Source organism: Pseudomonas putida, from assembly GCF_001976065.1.
Lineage (GTDB): Bacteria > Pseudomonadota > Gammaproteobacteria > Pseudomonadales > Pseudomonadaceae > Aquipseudomonas > Aquipseudomonas serbica.
In genome coordinates this window covers 337,904-356,199 of record NZ_MNAH01000007.1, presented here as the reverse complement: position 1 = coordinate 356,199, position 18,296 = coordinate 337,904, and the positions used below count along the sequence as shown (strand labels likewise).

Below are 18,296 nucleotides of genomic sequence, written 5' to 3'. Positions count from 1 at the left end.
TGTTAGGCCTGCCGCCAGCGTTCAATCTGAGCCATGATCAAACTCTTCAGTTCAAACATCTTTGGGTTTTGAGAAAACCCTAAACTTGGCTCAGCAATCGTTGGTTACATCTTTGATTTCTCGCGGAGTAACTTGTGATGCTGATAATCTGTTGACTAGCAGTCTGACTCCACAAGCACCCACACGAATTGCTTGATTCAGTTGTTAAAGAGCGGTTGGTTAAGATCTTTCGTCTCAACCGAGGCGCGCATTCTACAGCAGCCTCACTTGCTGTCAAGTGATATTTTTCAGAAGTTTTCAAGGAATCCTTAACAACTTCAACCACTTGCGCTTCAGATCTCTCATCAGCGGGAGGCGAATTCTACAGCGTTACACGCTGCTGTCAACACCTCTTTTTCAACTCCCTGCCGGCTTCGATGAACTGAAGCAAGTCACTGTCAAAACTGCGTAACTCTTTGTTTACCAAGGAGTTTTCCGTTTCGACTGCGCCGGAAGTGGGGCGAATTATAGGCTTCCAGAATCTGCCGTCAAGCGTTGATTTGGTTTTTCTATCGACCGGCACAAAAACACTGCTTATATATAGATGCGCCCGCACCGATTGCGCAGTATATTGCTCAATACCAAGTACAACACTCAAGTTCCATACATACCTCGGACGGTGCCTCCCAATGAATGATCAGCCGCGCAGCCTTGCCTCGACCCTGTTTTCGGTCGGCCTGCTAATAATAGCCATGGCATCGATTCAGTCGGGAGCTTCACTGGCCAAAAGCATGTTCCCTATTATCGGCGCCCAGGGCACCACCACCCTGCGATTGACCTTCGCCAGCGTGATCATGGTGTTGCTGCTGCGCCCATGGCGGGCCAAGCTCACCGCAAAATCACTGCGCACCGTCATTGTCTATGGCATGGCACTGGGCGGCATGAACTTCCTCTTCTATATGTCCCTGCGCTCGGTTCCCCTGGGTATCGCGGTCGCGCTGGAGTTCACTGGACCATTGGCCGTTGCCATCTATGCTTCGCGCCGCGCCATCGACTTTTTGTGGATAGCCTTGGCCGCTGTCGGCTTGCTGCTGTTGATACCGACGGGGGCAACGGCGCAGGGCATTGATCTGCTGGGGGCCAGTTACGCATTGGGTGCAGGTGTCTGCTGGGCCCTGTACATTCTTTTCGGGCAAAAGGCCGGTGCCGACAACGGTGTGCAGACCGCCGCCCTGGGCGTGGTGATTGCCGCGCTGTTCGTCGCCCCTATCGGCATTGTCCATGCCGGTGCGGCGCTGTTGACTCCGTCATTGATCCCGATCGCCATCGGTGTTGCCGTGCTGTCCACGGCGCTGCCCTATACCCTGGAAATGGTTGCCCTCACCCGCATGCCGGCCAGGACCTTCGGTACATTGATGAGCATCGAGCCGGCAGTGGGCGCCTTGTCCGGGCTGTTGTTCCTGCAGGAATTCCTGTCTCTGTCACAGTGGATGGCCATCCTGTGCATCATCCTGGCTTCCGTGGGTGCCACTATGACCATGGGCAGTGCCGCCAAGCCCGCCATTGCAGCCGATTGAGGGGCGGATTTGCACAGACTCTGGTATTTGCCGCTCAATTAGGCCATGTTTAAGCCCGCAACCCAGTGCCAGAAATGGACTTTTCAGGACAGGGACCTCAAAACGCTTCATGCGTAAGCGAATACTGCCAGACCGGGCGACAGATCCGGGAACGCTACAAGGATAGCAATGAAACGATTTTTGATACTGATCGCCGTTCTTGCAGTTGCGGGCTGCGCGGCGACCGCTAAACCCCAGACCAAACACGGCAAGAAAGGCATCCATATCAACTGTTCGGGGCTGTCGTCCTCATGGGACCAGTGCTACGCCAGCGCCGCCAACTCGTGCGCCCCCAAGAACTACAAGGTCATCGCCAAATCCGGCGACGCCGTGGAAGAACCGGGTGATTACCCATTCGGACTCAACCCCGCGGGCTACACCAGCCGCAGCATGATCGTCATCTGCAAATAATCTGATGCCATCCTGTCAGGCCCTCGGGCCTGACAGCTGGCGGCCAATCTCCTCGTGGCTGGACTTCAGCACCTTGCGCTGCAGATCCGGCGTGGCAAGCATCCGCGCCACCACCAGGGCACCAATGCATTGCGACAGAATCGCCCAGGCCAGGCTGTCGCTCTCCAGCACCTTCGCCCAACTTTCCTGAAGCTGGCAGATCCAGTGTTCAGCCTGCTGCCTGATCAACAGATCGGAGCGCGCAATCTCGGCCCCCAACGCCGGTAGTGCACAACCGCTTTCCGGGTGCTCGACGTGGGACATGCTCAGGTAGAGCTTCAGGCAACGCTCGAATTTGTCGCGGTCCTGGTCCGCCCCCAACCGCTCCAGGCTTTGCCGCAGTTCACGCTCGACAATGGACGCGAACAACTCGTCCTTCGACGCGAAATGAGTGTAGAACGCTCCCCCACTCAAGCCGATGGCCTTCATCAAACCATCGACACCCACCGTGGAAAAACCGGATTGCTTGGCCGACACCGCGCTGCTTTGCAGCAGTTTCTCTCGGGTTTCCAGCTTGTGACTGGCTGAATAACGCATTGCCCTTCCCTCAGGTTCGATCATCTTGACGCCTGTCAAATCGTAGCATAACGTTCGTTTAGTTAACGATCGTTTACTAAAGGGATCCAGACAATGAATAACAAGAAAGTCGTACTGGTGGTCGGCGCAGGGGATGCCACGGGTGGAGCCATTGCCAAACGCTTTGCACGGGAGGGCTTCGTTACCTGCGTGACCCGACGCAGTGCGGACAAACTCCAGCCGCTGGTCGATGCCATCAATGGCGCCGGTGGTGAAGCCCACGGCTTTGCCTGCGATGCCCGCAAAGAAGACGATGTGGTTGCACTGGTCGAGCAGATCGAAAGCGAGATCGGCCCCATCGAAGCGTTCGTGTTCAATATCGGCGCCAACGTGCCTTGCAGCATTCTCGAGGAAACCGCCCGCAAGTATTTCAAGATCTGGGAAATGGCCTGTTTCTCGGGCTTTCTCAATGGCCGGGAAGTGGCCAAGCGCATGGCCAAGCGGCAACGGGGCACCATCCTGTTCACCGGCGCCACCGCCGGTTTGCGCGGCGCTGCAGGCTTTGCCGCGTTTGCCGGGGCCAAGCACGGGATCCGTGCGCTGGCTCAAAGCATGGCGCGTGAACTCGGGCCGATGAATATCCATGTCGCCCACGTCGTCGTCGACGGCGCCATCGATACCGATTTCATCCGTGACAGTTTCCCCGAGAAGTACGCCACCAAGGACCAGGACGGCATTCTCGACCCCGAGCACATCGCCGAGAACTACTGGTACCTGCACAGCCAGCCCCGCGACGCCTGGACCTTCGAGCTGGACCTGCGCCCATGGAGCGAACGCTGGTAATCCCTCCCCTATAACAACAAAGAGAGCGCATCGACCATGAGCAAAACCGTGGAGTTCTATTTCGACCTGGGCAGCCCCGCCACCTACCTGGCGTATACCCAGCTACCAAAGATCTGCGCGCAGACCGACAGCCAGCTGATCTACGTGCCATTCCTGCTCGGCGGCGTGTTCAAAGCCACCGGCAACGCCTCCCCGGCGACCATCCCTGCCAAGGGCCGTTACATGTTCATCGACCTGGATCGGTACGCCAAACGCTACGGCGTACCATTGACAATCAACCCGCACTTCCCGATCAACACGCTGGTGCTCATGCGTGCCGTAACCGGCGTGCAGTTGCGTCAGCCTGAGCGCTTTGCCGCGTTCATCGATTGCCTGTTCAAGGCGCTGTGGATCGACGGTCGCAACCTCAATGATCCGGCCACGGTCGGGGCAGTTCTGAGCGAAAACGGTTTCGACCCGCAAGAAATCCTGGCCCTGAGCGCCGAGGAAGAGGTCAAGAATGCCCTCAAGGACACCACCGAAAAAGCGGTGCAACGCGGCGTATTCGGCGCACCGAGCATGTTTGTCGATGGCCAGCTGTTCTTTGGCCAGGATCGGCTGGACTTTGTCGTCGAAGCCCTGAGTTAAAACCTGAGGCCCGGGCGCTGGCGGCGGCGCCCGGGCTCAAGCCAGTCAGATAGCCGCAGTACGCGTGTTCAACCACTCCAGCGCAGCGCCGTCGAGCAACGGGCTCAAGCGCTCGCGCACTTCGGCGTGGTAAGCGTTGAACCAGTGCTTTTCCTCTTCGCTCAGCAACGAGGTTTCCAGGCAGCGCGTATCGATCGGGCACAGGGTTAGAGTTTCGAACTTGAGGAATTCGCCGAATTCACTGGTGCCTGCCTCGCGGTTCATCGCCAGGTTTTCGATGCGCACCCCCCAACGGCCTGGACGATAAGTGCCCGGCTCGATGGACGTGATCATGCCTGGCAGCATGGCGGTTTGCGGCGCGGGTGCCGCCTGGTAGGCAATTACCTGCGGACCTTCGTGGACGTTGAGGAAATAGCCGACGCCGTGACCGGTGCCGTGACCATAGTCGACGTTTTCGGCCCAGATCGGCGCCCGGGCGATGGCGTCCAGCAATGGCGACAGGATGCCTTTGGGGAATTGCGCGCGGGACAGTGCGATCACACCCTTGAGCACACGCGTGCAATCGCGTTTTTGCTCGGCGGTCGGTGTACCGACCGGCACCATCCGCGTGATGTCGGTAGTACCACCCAGGTACTGGCCGCCGGAATCGATCAGCAGCAAGCCGTCGCCTTCGATCACCGCGTGCTCTTCTTCGGTGGCGTGGTAATGGGGCATGGCGCCGTTGGCGTTGAACGCGGCAATGGTGTTGAAGCTCAGCGACACATAACCCGGCCGGCGTTCACGGGCAGCGGTAAGTTTTTCGTCGATGGTCAGCTCGGTAATGCGCTCACGGCCCCAGGCCGACTCAAGCCAGGTGAAGAATTCGCACAGCGCCGCGCCGTCCTGCTCCATGGCCTGGCGGATGTGTTCGGCGTCAGCCAGGCTCTTCTGGGACTTGGCCAGGGTCGTTGGATTCAGGCCTTCGAGCAGTTTGACACCGCTGTCGAGGTTACCCAGCAGCCCCGCCGTTACCCGCGCCGGGTCCACCAGCAGGCTCGCCCCCGTAGGCACCGCGCGCAGGGCGTCAGCTACTTCGCTGTAATCGCGCAAGGTCACACCGTCCTGTTCCAGGACCGCACGCAACTGCGCATCGACCTTGCTCAGCGCCACGAACAGCGTCGCTTGCTGCTGGCTGATCAAGGCGAAGGAAACGAACACCGGATTGAACGACACATCGCCGCCGCGCAGGTTGAACAGCCAAGCGATGTCATCCAGGGTGGCGATGAAATGCCAGTCGGCACCGCGCGCCTGCAAGGTTTCACGCAGCTTGGCGAGTTTTTCCCCACGGCTGATCGTGGCCTGTGGCGGCAAGTGCTGATAGATCGGCTCGTTCGGCAGACTCGGGCGATCGCTCCAGACTTCGCTCAACAGGTCGATGTCGGTGCGCAGGCGTGCGCCCCGCTCTTCCAGCTTGCTGCCCAGCGTGCGCGCGGAAGCCACCGCCATCACCGCGCCATCGACCGCGACCACACCCCCTTGCGGAGTTTGCTCGGCCAGCCAGTCCAGCGGCCCGGGTTGTCCAGGTTGCAGCTTGACCAGCTCGATGCCGCTGCCCTTGAGTTCCTTGCTCGCCTGTTCCCAATAACGGCTGTCGGCCCAGACACCGGCGAAATCCGCGGTAACGATCAGGGTCCCGACGGAACCGTGGAAACCCGACAGCCATTGGCGCCCTTGCCAGTAACCCGGCAGGTATTCGGACAGGTGCGGATCCGCGGACGGCACCAGCAAGGCATGGATGCCCTCCCGGCTCATCAGCTCGCGGGTTTGCGCCAGGCGCTGGGGCACCGACCCGGTGATCGAAAACTGCGTATTCATCGTGACTCCTGCTAACCACTGTTCATTATTGTTCAGTGCCGATCCAGGTCGGCACTGGGTTGCCCTATTGCCAGAATGCGGGAGCACTGGCGCAGGCGGTTTTAATCAGCTGTACCGCTTGATCGATATCCTGTTCGGTGGTGAAACGCCCCAGGCTCAAGCGAATGGTGCGACTCGCCGTACGGGCATCATGCCCCAGGGCCAGCAGCACATGAGAGGGTGCATTGCTGGCGGAATTACAGGCCGAGGTCGCGGAAAACGCCATCGAGGCGAGCAATGCCGCCGAGTTGAACTCGCCTTCACTAAAGGTCAGGCTCAAGGTATGCGGGATGCGTTGGGTCAGGCTGCCATTGAGCCGCACGCCCGGAATGCCTAGCAATGGCCCGAGCAGGCGTTCGCGCAGGTGCACGATCAAGGCCTTTTCTTCATCGAACGAGGCCGCCGCCAAGGCAAAGGCTGCGCCCATCGCGGCAATCTGGTGGGTCGCCAGGGTCCCTGAACGCAAGCCACCTTCGTGACCACCGCCGTGGATCTGCGCCAGCAAGCGCTGTTGTGCACGCGGGCCGACGTACAGCGCGCCGATGCCTTTGGGGCCGTAGAGCTTGTGCGCCGAGAAAGACATCAGGTCCACCGGCCACTGCGCCAGGTCGATCGCCACCTTGCCCGCGCCTTGCGCCGCGTCGACATGGAACAACGCCTTGCGTTCACGCACCACCTGGCCAATGGCCGGGATGTCATTGACCGTTCCCAGTTCATTGTTGACCAGCATCAGCGACACCAGGAAGGTGTCCTCGCGCATGGCTTCACTGACCGCTTGCGCACTGATCAGGCCATCGGCGTCCGGCACCAGGTACGTCACCGCCACGCCGCTGTCCTGCAGCTGTTTGGCGGTGTCAAGGATGGCCTTGTGTTCGATCTGGCTGGTGATGATGTGGCCACAGGCGATGCCGCGGGCCTGGGCAACGCCCTTGAGGGCAAGGTTGTTGGATTCGGTGGCACCCGAGGTCCAGACGATCTGTTCGGGCGTGGCGCCAACCAGTTCGGCGACCTGGTGCCGCGCCAGCTCGACCGCTTGCCGGGCCTGCTGGCCAAAGGCATGGGAGCTGGAGGCCGGGTTGCCGAAGTTGCCGTCAAAGCCCAGGCACGCGACCATGATCTTGATGACGCGCTCATCCACCGGCGTGGTGGCGGCGTAGTCGAAATACAGCGCACGTTTATTCATAAAAGACTCGCAGAGCGTGTTCCGGGATCAGGAAGCTCATGACTGCAAACGGCAAGACGCAGCCTCATGAGCTGCGTGCGGTTTTCAGAAGGTTACCAATACCTGATCGGATGCCATTAAAGAAGAACAACTTCATTTAAAAGTGCGTAGGAACGCTCCTGAAAAGCCAGCTTAACAGGCATCGGGCAAGCGGTTGAAGCAATGCGTCAGGTAAAGCTTTCGAGCAATATCGGATACAGCGACGCCACCAGCAGCGCGGCCATGCCCCAGTTGAACAGGCGCAACCAGCGCCGATCCTTGAGCACGTTGCGCAGCAACGTACCGCAAGCAGCCCAGACACCGACGCTCGGCAGGTTGATCAGGGCAAACACCGCGGCAATCACAATCACGTTGGTGAAGTAGCCCTGCATCGGGGTGTAGGTGCTGATGGCACCGATGGCCATGATCCAGGCCTTGGGGTTGACCCACTGGAAAGCGGCCGCGCCCAGGTAGCTGATCGGCTTGGCCTCGCCTTTCTCGCTGTCGGAGACGGGCCCGGAATGGGCGATCTTCCACGCCAGATACAGCAGGTACGCCGCACCCACGTAGCGCAGCACTGTGTACAGCACGGGATAAGTCTGGAACACCGCGCCCAGCCCGAACCCAACGGCCACGACCAATACGAAGAATCCGCAGGTGATGCCCAGCATGTGCGGGATAGTGCGTTGAAAGCCGAAATTCACCCCGGATGCCAGCAACATGGTGTTGTTCGGACCGGGCGTGATAGAGGTGACGAGAGCGAACAGGGCGAAGCCCAGCAGCAGATCGAACGATAGTGTCATGGGTGGCAGTCCATCAGGGTCAGTCAGGTATCGACCCTATCGCGAACCCTGGGGGAAACCCATGGACAGTTAGGTAAAAGTTCGAGCGGTACAGTCTTGGCTCAGCTTGGGCGACCGTGCAGCTGTACAGCTCGCTCGGCATTCATCTCGCCCTGTTTGTCGAAGCCGAAAGTTTTCTGTGGCTGGCCGAGCAGTTCGGCTTTTTTCGCATGGTATTCGTCGAAGGACAAGCCGCGACGGTTCAGCGCCTCCAGCGCCAGTTCCCGGGTTTCTTCGGCGGTGTAGGGGCGCAATTCAGGGGACACATGGCTGGAGCATCCGGCAAGTACGGAGACCGCAAGCAGCAAGAAAGTGGCGATTAGAGGTTTCATTTTCGGCGTCCTGGCATCTTGTTCGGGGCAATGAACACAGGCTACTCGCGCCATTGTCCGAGCAGAAATCAACGCTCTCGATAGTGGCTATCGGGTTTTTCAAATGCCGCTATTGCCAACCTCGCATATCCCCAGATGATCTATAAATATCTATTGATTGTAATTTTAGGAATAACAAACTGCCTTTATAACAACTGCATCTACGCAGGCATTGTTGCCCAGGCAACTGTTCGCCAGGCAACAGTCATTCAACATACAGCGTTCTCCGAATCCCTGGTCGAAGCTGAATTGTTCGGTCATGAAAAAGGGGCGTTCACCGGCGCCCCGAGTGCCAAGGCCGGCTGGTTCGAAGAGCCGATGGGGGCACCCTGTTCCTCGATGAAATCGGCGATTTGCCGATGGCGATCCCGGTCAAGCTGTTGCGGGTGCTGCAGGAGCGTGAAGTGGTGCGACTGGGATCGCGCAAGAGCATCCCCATCAATCTGCGCGTGCTCGCGGCCACCAACGTGCAGCTGGAAAAAGCCATTAATGCAGGGCACTTTCGCGAAGACCTGTATTACCGCCTCGACGATCGGTGAACTGGCGGTCAACAAGCGCCGGCCACCGGAAAACATCCAGGGCGAGCGCCTGCTGCAGCTGTCGATCTAACCCACCAGATTGCAGTGCAGCGCATGATCGTGGCTGCGTTCCAGGCTGTGCAGCACCTGGAACGAGCCGAAGGTCACGGTCTTGGCCTGATGGGCGCGGATCAGTTGCCAGAAATCCTGTTCCCCGCTTTCAAACGCCTGGAATGCCGCCTCCCCCGCCTCGCGGGTTTGCCATTGCAGGTAATTGAGCACCCGCCGACCGTCCTCGCTGGCCTGGATGCTGGCACTCAGAAAACCGCTGTAGCGCTGGGCCAGACACTCGGTCTGCTGCGACAGCGCCGACACCAGCGCCGGTTGATGCTGCGGTTCGATTTCGAATTCGATCAGTTGGGTGAAGCTGCGATTTTTTGCGGGCGCGTTCATGGATAGTCCCCACTCAGGTGCAAAAAGCGAATCTTGCGATCCGAAGACGTGCAGGGTAAAACCTCCAGTTAAGTCAAGGTCAAGGGGCATTTTTCAGATGATCACCTCGCAAGATGTCCATAAGGAGCTCAGCGTCGGCCAACTGGCCGCCCGCAGCGGCGTGGCGGTCACGGCGCTGCACTTTTATGAAACCAAGGGATTGATCAAGAGCAACCGCAACCAGGGCAACCAAAGGCGCTATCCACGGGAAGTATTGCGGCGTGTGGCGTTGATCAAGGTGGCCCAGCGCCTGGGCATTCCGTTGGCAGAGATCGGCGAGGCGCTCAAGTCCCTGCCGGACAATCGCGCACCGACGGCGGCGGACTGGCAGGTGATGTCGGCGCAGTGGAGCCGGGAGCTGGATGAGCGGATCAATCAGTTGACGTTGTTGCGGGACAAGTTGAATGGCTGCATTGGTTGCGGGTGTTTGTCGATGCAGGCGTGTCCGTTGCGTAATTTTGGCGATGTGCTGGGGGAGCGTGGGTCGGGGGCGCAGTTGCTGGAATCGGGGGTTGATCCAGGAATCAGTTGAGCCCTTCGCGTACTGCCAGTCGATGAAGCCTTAGAGCCCAGGCGCAATCTGCCCTTTGTGGCAGGTCAAGATGAGCTCCACGATCAAGGCACTGTTGGTATCAAGCCCCGCCTCCAACGCCTAGTTGGCGAAGACGAACGCCAGGTCGACCTGGCTCACCGAACGCGCCCCTCCAGTTCTCGGATTTTCAGGTGCTTGGGGTTCTCAACGATGTCCCGTTGGGTCGCCAGGGTGTTGCTCGGCTCCTTGAGCTGGCTGGATGAGGGCTGCTTGCTCGAGCATTCACTGTTGATAGCCAAACAGTACCAATGCCCCCTGTAGGCGCTGCCGCAGGCTGCGAACTTTTTGTGAACTTGAAACATTCTGAAGATCAAAATCAAAGGATCGCAGCCTCCTGCAGCTCCTACAATTCTCCGGCTGGAGCGCGATCTTCAATCCACTACAAGAAAAGGGAGAACCATCATGAGCGTTAAACCGATTCCAGAGGGTTATCACAGCATCACCCCGTACCTGGGCATTCAAAAAGCGGCCGAAGCCATCGACTTCTACAAAAAAGCCTTCGGCGCCATCGAGGTCATGCGCCTGTCCATGCCCGACGGCGGCATCGGCCACGCGGAACTGCGCATTGGCGATTGCCCGATCATGCTCGGCACTCCCTGCGATCAAGGACCGCTGAGCAATCCCGACAACTCGCCGTCGGTGGGCCTGCATTTGTACGTGACCGATGTGGACAAGTCGTACAAACAGGCGATCGACGCTGGCGGCATCGTGGTCTCAGAGGTCAAGGACCAGTTTTACGGCGACCGCTCAGGGACCTTGAAGGATCCCTATGGGCACCTGTGGTTTCTGGCCACGCGCAAAGAGGACCTGACTCAGGAGCAGATCGAGCAGCGGGCCAGGGAGATGTTCCAGCAAGGCTGACGCGTCGTTGTCTTCTGTAGGAGTCCGGCAAGCCGGGCTCCTACAGTCACCACCCTGAATACGAAACATTTTCTTTCATATTCCCCTTCCTGATTTCGCGTGCTCATCCGTCCTATATAGATGCAGTCCTGTTGCGTAGGCAAAAGCCACAACCGGTCCGTCCAATGACCTCATCGCCGCGAAGCCCGTGGCAGAGGCCTTTCATCGATATAAGACGCCCTAATCATGTCGAAGAAATCCCGTTCAAAACTCTGGTTCCTGGTCCATAGCTGGCTGGCACTGCCGATCTGGTTTTTCGTGCTGATCGTCTGTGTGACCGGCACGCTGGCGGTAGTCAGCCAGGAAATCGTCTGGCTGGCCAATCCGCAAATGCGCGCCAGCGCGCCTGAGGACGATGCGCCGCGGCTCAATTACGACCAGATCGTCGCCGCGATCAAGCAGGCCGAGCCCGACATCATTGTCGACAGTATCAGCCGCCCCGACGAATCGCACTTCGCCCTGGACGTCGGCGTCACCTACCCCGACGGGCGTGCGCTGACGGTGTACGTCAACCCCTACACCGGTGCCATCCAGGGCCCCGCCCCGCAATTCAACTTCCAGGCGTTCACCCGTGCCCTGCATGGATGGTGGCTGGTGCCGTTCACCAACGGCTACAGCTGGGGTTGGTACCTGGTGTCATTCCTCAGTTTGCCGATGCTGGCTTCCCTGGTAACCGGGCTGGTGGTGTACAAGCGGTTCTGGAAGGGTTTCCTGCGACCGACCCTGCGCATTCGGCATGGCGCACGGATTTTCTGGGGGGATTTCCACCGTCTCAGCGGCATCTGGTCGATCTGGTTCATCGCGGTGATTTCCGTCACCAGCACCTGGTTCCTGATCGAAGCGTTCATGTTCGACAACCAGATTTCCATCTCCACCGCGCCGGTGGCTGCCGTGGTCCCGCGCGAAAGCGTGCCGCTCACCAGCGATGGGTCACCCACACCGATGATCAGCCTCGAGGCGGCGATCCGCGAGGCCAAGGAACGAATCCCGGGACTCGACGAGAGTTTTGTCAGCATGCCGGCCAATGCCTACAGCTACCTGTCGGTGGGTGGGCGCAGTTGGTATCCGTTGATGTTCCAGACCGCCGACATCAACCCGTACACCGGCGAAGTCGCCGCCACGCGCCTGCTGTCGGATCGCTCTGGCCTGGAGTTCGTGACCGAATCCATGCGCCCGCTGCACACCGGTGATTTCGGCGGGATCTGGATCAAGCTGATCTGGTGCTTCTTTGGCCTGCTGTTAAGCATGATGGTCCTCAGCGGCCTGCTGATCTGGACCAAGCGCACCGCCCTGGCCACGGCCAACGCCCTCAAGCGCAGCAACAAACGCCCGCGCAACGAGCTTGCCACGGCCAACAACCGGGAAACCACGGAGGTCAGCCCATGAGCCAGGTCGCCACCCAAGCACCCCGTTCAACGCTGAGCCGCCTCTGGCACAAATGGCGATTCCACATCAACGTCCTGCTGTTGCTGGTGCCGCTGGGTTTCATGCCCAAATACTTCGCCGATGCCGCGCTGTTTCGTGGTGACACGGGCCTGGGCGAACGGGAAATCGGCGAAGTCCAGGTCGGCCCCTGGAGCCTGCGCCTGGCCGAACTGCGCAATGAAGCACCGCGGCTCGATGGCCCGGCCGGCTACATGAAAAGCTTCAATGCCGCGCTGTGCGACAGCTGCCGCGAGCAGGTCAAGGCGACTTACCTGCGCATCGGCAAGCCACGCAGCCTGCGCGCCGCCGGGGTGATTTTCTTCGGCACCCCCTACCGCATGGGCGCCATGTTGCCGGTCCCGGAAAAAACCAAGGCCGACGCCGAACTGTGGATCACCATGGAGGGCTGGGACGGCTCCCTGCACCAGGCATCCATTCCTCTGAGCCAGGCCTCCCCCGCCACCCTCGCCTGGCTGTCCACCCAAGGAGGCAAACCATGATCAACCCTATCCGCCCTTTGCGCGCCGCGTTGCTGCTGCTCTGCGCCGGCTTCAGCGCCAGCGCCCTGGCCCACAACCCGATGTGCGAATGCAAGGCCATCGACGCCGAGCAGATCAAATGCACCGGCGGATTTTCCGACGGCAGCGGCGCACCGGGCGTGACCCTGGACGTGATCGGCTACGACGAAACCATCCTGGTGCCGGGCAAGCTCGGGGCCGACTCGACCCTGACCTTCAAGAAACCCGGTGCCGAGTTCTACGTGCTGTTCGACGCGGGCCCCGGCCACGTAGTCGAGATCGACCAGGCGGACATCGAAAGCCCATGAGTACACCCACCACGCAAATCGTCCGCCCGGCCGGTGCCGGCCATGAAACCCTCTACGTACTGCTGTTGTGCCTGATGATCCTGGCAGTGGCCGGTTCTGTGGTCGCCTGGCGCGGTGAGTCGCAACAGGTGAGCAGCGTCAACAGTCATCAACTGGATGCTCGCCGCGACCTGAGCGCCTCCGAACAAGGCATCTACGCCGATTTGCGCGTGACCCTGGACGAGATTCACTTGCTGCGCCAGGAACAACAGACCCTGCCGACACCTGAAACCCTCGCCAATGAAGGCTTTGCGCCCTTTGCCCAGGACGCCAGCTCGGTTAGCCGGGGCGGCCATGCCTGGCAGTTGCTCGACGCCAGGGCGTACTTCGGCCAGAGCCAGAGCGTCACCGTGGCCGGCTCGTTCCTCATGCGCCTGAGCGCTGACGACGACGCCCCGGACATCTGGCTAAACCGCGCCACCGACCTCAAGGCCCCTGCCGACCTCAGCGATGCCACGCTCGAAGCCGCCGGCTGGCAGCAGGTCGTCGCGCAATTCGATGCCGGCGTGACCCGCCAGCACCGGCACTGAACCCTCATCCGAGAGAAGACCGCTTTCCCATGCCCATTTCATCGCTATGCTCTTTCCTGCGCCTGTCACTGGTCGGCCTGCTGGCCTGCCTGCTGACACCCCTGGCCAGCGCCGACGAGGCCAAGCGCCTGCGCATCGGCATCACCCTGCACCCGTATTACAGCTACGTGGCCAACATCGTCGGCGACAAGGCCGAGGTGGTGCCGCTGATTCCAGCCGGCTTCAACCCCCACGCCTACGAGCCACGGGCCGAGGACATCAAGCGCATCAGCGGGCTCGACGTGATCGTGCTCAACGGCGTCGGCCATGACGATTTTGCCGACCGCATGATCGCGGCCAGCGAAACGCCGAACGTGCCGGTGATCGAGGCCAACGAGAACGTGCCGCTGCTGGCCGCCACCGGCGTTGCCGCACGCGGCGCCGGCAAAGTGGTCAACCCGCACACGTTCCTGTCGATCAGCGCCTCGATCGCCCAGGTCAACAATATTGCCCGCGAACTGGGAAAACTCGACCCGGCCAATGCCAGGATTTACACCGAAAACGCCCGGGCCTACGGCAAGCGCCTGCGCAAGATGCGCGCTGACGCCCTGGCCAAATTGACCGCGGCGCCGAACGCCGAACTGCGCGTGGCCACAGTGCACGCCGCCTACGACTACCTGCTGCGCGAGTTCGGCCTGGAGGTGACGGCGGTGGTCGAGCCGGCCCACGGCATCGAACCGAGCCCGAGCCAGCTGAAAAAAACCATCGACCAGCTGCGTGAACTGGACGTGAAAGTGATCTTCTCGGAGATGGACTTCCCTTCCACCTACGTCGACACCATCCAGCGCGAATCCGGGGTGAAGCTGTACCCGCTGTCGCACATCTCTTACGGCGAATACACCGCCGACAAGTACGAAAAGGAAATGACCGGCAACCTCAACACCGTGGTGCGGGCGATACAGGAGTCCGGGGCATGACATCGAAAGAAACCCTCCTGGCCGATGCGCAATCTCCTGTGGGAGCGAGCCTGCTCGCGAAGGCGTCCAGTCAGGCGACATTGTCATTGAATGACACAGCGCCATCGCGATCAGGCTCGCGCCTACAGGTTTCGGGCCCGACCCTGGATTTCGCCGACGTCAGCCTGACCCTCGGGCGCACGACGATCCTCGACAACGTCACCTTTCAGGTCCGGCCCGGCAGCGTGCATGCGCTGGTCGGCCCCAACGGCGGCGGCAAGAGTTCGCTGATCAAGGCCCTGCTCGGACAGATGCCGCACCAGGGCCGCTTGAGCCTGCAATGGCCGGGGGAGCCGGGGACGATCGGCTACGTGCCCCAGGCGCTGGAATTCGATCGTGGCCTGCCGATGACCGTGGACGATTTCATGGCTGCGATGTGCCAGCGACGTCCGGCGTTCCTCGGTTTGGGCAAGCATTACGCCAAGGCGATCGGCGAGGCGCTGGAGCGGGTCGGCATGCAGGACAAGCGCAAGCGGCGCATGGGCGCACTGTCGGGCGGCGAACGCCAGCGGGTGTTGTTGGCGCAAGGGTTGATTCCGGCGCCGCAGCTGCTGGTACTGGACGAACCGATGTCGGCCCTCGATGAAGCCGGCATCCGCGTGTTTGAACGTTTGCTGGGTGATTGGCGGGCGACGGGCATCACCGTGCTGTGGATCGAGCACGATCTGGAAGCGGTCGGGCGCCTGGCCGATCACGTCACCGGGCTCAACCGCCGGGTGCTGTTCGACGCCACGCCGCAACAGGCGCTGACCCCGGATCGCCTGCTGACGCTGTTTTCGACCCATCCACGGAGCCTTGCCTGATGAGTTATGAAGCCTTTCGCTTGATGGTCCAGGGCTGGGCCTCGTCGGGTTACCTGCCTGAGGCGCTGGCCTATGGATTTGTCGTCAATGCGTTGCTGGCCGGGCTGTTGATCGGCCCGGTGCTGGGCGGTTTGGGCACCTTGGTGGTGGTCAAGCGCTTCGCGTTTTTCTCCGAAGCGGTGGGTCACGCGGCGCTGACCGGCGTGGCCATCGGCATCCTGCTGGGCGAACCCTACACCGGGCCTTACGGCAGCCTGTTCGGCTACTGTCTGCTGTTCGGCATCCTGCTCAACTACCTGCGCAACCGCACGGGCCTGGCGCCGGATACCTTGATCGGTGTGTTCCTGTCGGTGTCGTTGGCACTGGGTGCGAGCCTGCTGCTGATCCTGGCGGGCAAGATCAACGTGCACATCCTCGAGAACGTATTGTTCGGTTCGGTGCTGACGGTCAACGGCAATGACCTGCTGGTGCTGGCCATCGTCGGTTCGCTGGTCATGGCCCTGGCCTTGCCGCTGTACAACCGCATCATGCTCGCCAGCTTCAATCCGCAATTGGCGGCGGTGCGCGGGGTGGCGGTGAAGTCCCTGGATTATCTGTTCGTGATTCTGGTGACGCTGATCACCGTCGCTGCGGTGAAAGTCATCGGCGCCATCCTGGTCGGTGCGCTGTTGGTGATACCGGCCGCGGCCGCGCGCTTGCTCAGCCAGTCACTCAAGGGCTTCTTCTGGTGCTCGGTGCTGATCGCCACGGTGAGCACGCTGTGCGGGATTCTCGCGCCGATCATCTTTGACCTGCCGATCCCGTCCGGTGCCGCGATCATCCTCGTGGCCGGTATCGCCTTCGCCCTGGCCGCCATTGCGCGCGGCGTCGTCCCCAGCCTCAAAGGGAACCTTGGATAAATGTCATTTTCTCTGCGACAACTGACCCTGGCGCTCGCCCTGTGCGGACTCGCCACCACAACCTTGGCCGCTGACGGCAGCCAACCGCTGCGGGTGCTGGCGTCGTTGCCCATCACCTACGGCCTGGGTGAAGTACTGCTCAAGGGCACCGACGTCAGCCTTGAGCGCGCGGCGCCCGCCAACCTGCCAGGCAGTCGCCAGACCGCCTACTTCACTGGCCGTGGTGCCCCGGCGCTGGCGAAATTGGCGACCGACGCCGATGCGGTGATCGGCTTGCGTTCACTGTGGCCGGACGATCCGCTGTACCCGATCTCCCGGCGCAGCAATATCCGCATCATCGAAGTCGACGCCGCCCGGCCAGTGGATGGCGCCCTGCCCGGCATTGCCGTGCAGCCGGGCAACCAGGTCGATGGCTTGAACAGTCAGCCGTGGCTGGCCAGCAACAACATGGGACGCATGGCCGACGTGATGGCGGCGGACCTGGTGCGCCTGGCCCCCACGGCCAAGCCCGCGATCGAAGCGAACCTGGCGGCGTTGAAACAGCGCTTGCTCAAACTCAGCGCCGCCAGCGAAGCGCGCCTGGCCGCCGCCGACAATCTCAGCGTGATGAGTTTGAGCGATCACTTCGGCTACCTCATCGGCGGGCTCAACCTGGAATTGGTTGGGCTGGATGCGCGGCAGGATTCCGAGTGGACACCAGAGGCACTGAAGACCTTGACGGCGACGCTCAAGGACAACGACGTGGCGGTGGTGTTGCATCATCGGCAGCCGTCGGATGCGGTGAAATCGGCTGTTGCCGAGGGCGGGAGTCGGTTGGTGGTGTTGAGCACCGATGCCGAGGATCCGGTCGGTGAGCTGGAGGGGAATGTGGATCTGGTGATCAAGGGATTGAGCGGCGCTTGACTGTAGGAGTCCGGCTTGCCAGCGAAGGCGTCCTTGAACGTTGCGCTGGTCTTTCGGACGCCTTCGCCGGCAAGCCGGGCTCCTACAGGTCCGCGGCGGCCACCGATTCACGCGCTGCACAACCCATTGTAGGCGCTGGCTTGCCAGCGAAGAGRCCCTCGAGGGCGCCGTCGCCGGCAAGCCGGGCKCCTACAGGTCCGCGGCGGCCACCGATTCACGCACTGCACAACCCATTGTAGGMGCTGGCTTGCCAGCGAAGAGGCCCTCGAGGGCGCCKTCGCCGGCAAGCCGGGCTCCTACAGGTCCGCGGCGGCCACCGATTCACGCRCTGCACAACCCATTGTAGGMGCTGGCTTGCCAGCGAAGAGGCCCTCGAGGRCGCCKTCGCCGGCAAGCCGGGCTCCTACAGGTCCGCGGCGGCCACCGATTCACGCGCTGCACAACCCATTGTAGGCGCTGGCTTGCCAGCGAAGAGGCCCTCGAGGCCGCCGTCGCCGGCAAGCCGGGCTCCTACAGGTCCGCGGCGGCCACCGATTCACGCGCTGCACAACCCATTGTAGGCGCTGGCTTGCCAGCGAAGAGACCCTAAGGGCGCCGTCGCCGGCAAGCCGGGCGCCTACAGGTCCGCGGCGGCCACCGATCACGCGCTGCACAACCCATTGTAGGAGCTGGCTTGCCAGCGAAGAGGCCCTCGAGGGTGCCGTCGCCGGCAAGCCGGGCTCCTACAAGGGCATGTCGCCCCCTCAGACGCAAAAAAAGCCCGCTGACCTGACCGGCTCAGCGGGCTTTTTGCAGGTACTGACTCAGTGCGGCACAGCCACCTGTTCATCCATCTTCTGGCGCAGGCTCAGCGGACGCATATCGGTCCAGGTTTCTTCGATGTAGGCCAGGCATTCCTTTTTCAGCCCGCTCTTGCCCACGGTACGCCACCCCTCGGGTATGGCTTTGTAGTCGGGCCAGATCGAGTATTGCTCTTCATGGTTGACCACGACCTGAAAGAGGATGTCCTCACGGTCGAATACTGACGTCATGCTGT

The 18,296-nt window shown here is 61.2% G+C and carries 21 protein-coding genes and 2 pseudogenes; 15 read left to right on the top strand and 8 right to left on the bottom strand.

Annotated elements, in window-relative coordinates; all coding sequences use genetic code 11:
* The first annotated feature begins 668 nt into the window (after positions 1–668).
* Together rhtA and BKX96_RS23655 are read left to right on the top strand one after the other, a co-directional pair.
* Entirely contained in the window at positions 669–1,556 is an 888-nt protein-coding gene (gene rhtA, locus BKX96_RS23660; protein ID WP_077185601.1) for a threonine/homoserine exporter RhtA, read from the top strand.
* 168 nt (positions 1,557–1,724) lie between these two features.
* A complete protein-coding gene (locus BKX96_RS23655) occupies positions 1,725–2,006 on the top strand; it encodes a hypothetical protein (RefSeq protein WP_077185600.1) in 282 nt (93 codons plus the stop codon).
* 15 nt (positions 2,007–2,021) lie between these two features.
* Here BKX96_RS23655 and BKX96_RS23650 read toward each other — a convergent pair whose 3' ends face one another.
* Positions 2,022–2,582, bottom strand: a complete 561-nt coding sequence (locus tag BKX96_RS23650; RefSeq protein WP_046816250.1) for a TetR/AcrR family transcriptional regulator — start codon at positions 2,580–2,582, stop codon at positions 2,022–2,024.
* Between the two features lie 93 nt (positions 2,583–2,675).
* Here BKX96_RS23650 and BKX96_RS23645 point away from each other — a divergent pair, with 93 nt between their 5' ends.
* Together BKX96_RS23645 and BKX96_RS23640 are read left to right on the top strand one after the other, a co-directional pair.
* Entirely contained in the window at positions 2,676–3,404 is a 729-nt protein-coding gene (locus BKX96_RS23645) for an SDR family oxidoreductase (protein ID WP_077185599.1), read from the top strand.
* 36 nt (positions 3,405–3,440) lie between these two features.
* The gene (locus BKX96_RS23640; protein WP_077185598.1) at positions 3,441–4,031 is read left to right on the top strand and encodes a 2-hydroxychromene-2-carboxylate isomerase; all 591 of its coding nucleotides are present in this window, start codon (positions 3,441–3,443) and stop codon (positions 4,029–4,031) included.
* Between the two features lie 45 nt (positions 4,032–4,076).
* Here the strand turns inward: BKX96_RS23640 and BKX96_RS23635 are convergent, their stop codons facing one another.
* The 4 genes from BKX96_RS23635 to BKX96_RS23620 form a co-directional block, all read right to left on the bottom strand.
* The gene (locus BKX96_RS23635) at positions 4,077–5,885 is read right to left on the bottom strand and encodes an aminopeptidase P family protein (RefSeq protein ID WP_077185597.1); all 1,809 of its coding nucleotides are present in this window, start codon (positions 5,883–5,885) and stop codon (positions 4,077–4,079) included.
* Between the two features lie 64 nt (positions 5,886–5,949).
* Positions 5,950–7,107 (bottom strand): aminotransferase class V-fold PLP-dependent enzyme, encoded by a 1,158-nt coding sequence (locus BKX96_RS23630; protein WP_077185596.1) that lies wholly within the window; start codon positions 7,105–7,107, stop codon positions 5,950–5,952.
* A 206-nt stretch (positions 7,108–7,313) separates the two neighbouring features.
* Positions 7,314–7,928, bottom strand: a complete 615-nt coding sequence (locus tag BKX96_RS23625; protein ID WP_077185595.1) for a LysE family translocator — start codon at positions 7,926–7,928, stop codon at positions 7,314–7,316.
* 101 nt (positions 7,929–8,029) lie between these two features.
* Complete coding sequence (locus BKX96_RS23620; protein ID WP_046816244.1) at positions 8,030–8,299, bottom strand: YgdI/YgdR family lipoprotein; 270 nt, start codon at positions 8,297–8,299, stop codon at positions 8,030–8,032.
* Positions 8,300–8,557: 258 nt separating this feature from the next.
* Between BKX96_RS23620 and BKX96_RS23615 the strand changes: the two are divergent.
* Positions 8,558–8,868 (top strand): annotated as a pseudogene (locus BKX96_RS23615) (sigma-54 factor interaction domain-containing protein); the annotation flags it as partial.
* A 75-nt stretch (positions 8,869–8,943) separates the two neighbouring features.
* Here the strand turns inward: BKX96_RS23615 and BKX96_RS23610 are convergent.
* Positions 8,944–9,309 (bottom strand): antibiotic biosynthesis monooxygenase, encoded by a 366-nt coding sequence (locus BKX96_RS23610; protein WP_046816242.1) that lies wholly within the window; start codon positions 9,307–9,309, stop codon positions 8,944–8,946.
* Positions 9,310–9,406: 97 nt separating this feature from the next.
* Between BKX96_RS23610 and soxR the strand changes: the two genes are divergently transcribed.
* Positions 9,407–9,880, top strand: coding sequence for a redox-sensitive transcriptional activator SoxR (gene soxR / locus BKX96_RS23605; protein ID WP_046816241.1), 474 nt, complete (start codon positions 9,407–9,409; stop codon positions 9,878–9,880).
* A 30-nt stretch (positions 9,881–9,910) separates the two neighbouring features.
* On the opposite strand, the pseudogene BKX96_RS33615 reads toward soxR, so the two are convergent.
* Positions 9,911–10,134: pseudogene (locus BKX96_RS33615) on the bottom strand (MetQ/NlpA family ABC transporter substrate-binding protein); the annotation flags it as partial.
* Between the two features lie 208 nt (positions 10,135–10,342).
* On the opposite strand from BKX96_RS33615, the gene BKX96_RS23595 reads away from it, so the two are divergent.
* The 9 genes from BKX96_RS23595 (at position 10,343) to BKX96_RS23555 (ending at position 17,260) form a co-directional block, all read left to right on the top strand.
* The gene (locus BKX96_RS23595; protein ID WP_046816239.1) at positions 10,343–10,801 is read left to right on the top strand and encodes a VOC family protein; all 459 of its coding nucleotides are present in this window, start codon (positions 10,343–10,345) and stop codon (positions 10,799–10,801) included.
* 225 nt (positions 10,802–11,026) lie between these two features.
* On the top strand, positions 11,027–12,226 hold the full coding sequence (locus BKX96_RS23590; protein WP_077185593.1) for a PepSY-associated TM helix domain-containing protein: 1,200 nt from the start codon (positions 11,027–11,029) through the stop codon (positions 12,224–12,226).
* Positions 12,223–12,765, top strand: a complete 543-nt coding sequence (locus tag BKX96_RS23585) for a PA2404 family protein (protein WP_077185592.1) — start codon at positions 12,223–12,225, stop codon at positions 12,763–12,765. Before BKX96_RS23590 ends, BKX96_RS23585 begins: the two co-directional genes overlap by 4 nt.
* On the top strand, positions 12,762–13,091 hold the full coding sequence (locus BKX96_RS23580) for a hypothetical protein (protein WP_046816236.1): 330 nt from the start codon (positions 12,762–12,764) through the stop codon (positions 13,089–13,091). The genes BKX96_RS23585 and BKX96_RS23580 overlap by 4 nt, the downstream gene beginning before the upstream one ends.
* Positions 13,088–13,660: a DUF6162 family protein gene (locus tag BKX96_RS23575; protein ID WP_046816235.1), complete on the top strand. Its 573-nt coding sequence runs from the start codon at positions 13,088–13,090 to the stop codon at positions 13,658–13,660. The genes BKX96_RS23580 and BKX96_RS23575 overlap by 4 nt, the downstream gene beginning before the upstream one ends.
* Before the next feature lie 29 nt (positions 13,661–13,689).
* Positions 13,690–14,616: a metal ABC transporter substrate-binding protein gene (locus BKX96_RS23570; protein ID WP_077185591.1), complete on the top strand. Its 927-nt coding sequence runs from the start codon at positions 13,690–13,692 to the stop codon at positions 14,614–14,616.
* The gene (locus BKX96_RS23565; RefSeq protein WP_077185590.1) at positions 14,613–15,458 is read left to right on the top strand and encodes a metal ABC transporter ATP-binding protein; all 846 of its coding nucleotides are present in this window, start codon (positions 14,613–14,615) and stop codon (positions 15,456–15,458) included. The genes BKX96_RS23570 and BKX96_RS23565 overlap by 4 nt, the downstream gene beginning before the upstream one ends.
* Positions 15,458–16,357, top strand: coding sequence for a metal ABC transporter permease (locus BKX96_RS23560; protein ID WP_060540999.1), 900 nt, complete (start codon positions 15,458–15,460; stop codon positions 16,355–16,357). Before BKX96_RS23565 ends, BKX96_RS23560 begins: the two co-directional genes overlap by 1 nt.
* Positions 16,358–17,260, top strand: a complete 903-nt coding sequence (locus BKX96_RS23555) for a metal ABC transporter solute-binding protein, Zn/Mn family (RefSeq protein ID WP_077185589.1) — start codon at positions 16,358–16,360, stop codon at positions 17,258–17,260.
* 803 nt (positions 17,261–18,063) lie between these two features.
* Here the strand turns inward: BKX96_RS23555 and BKX96_RS23550 are convergent.
* Complete coding sequence (locus tag BKX96_RS23550; protein ID WP_077185588.1) at positions 18,064–18,291, bottom strand: MbtH family protein; 228 nt, start codon at positions 18,289–18,291, stop codon at positions 18,064–18,066.
* Positions 18,292–18,296 lie beyond the last annotated feature (5 nt).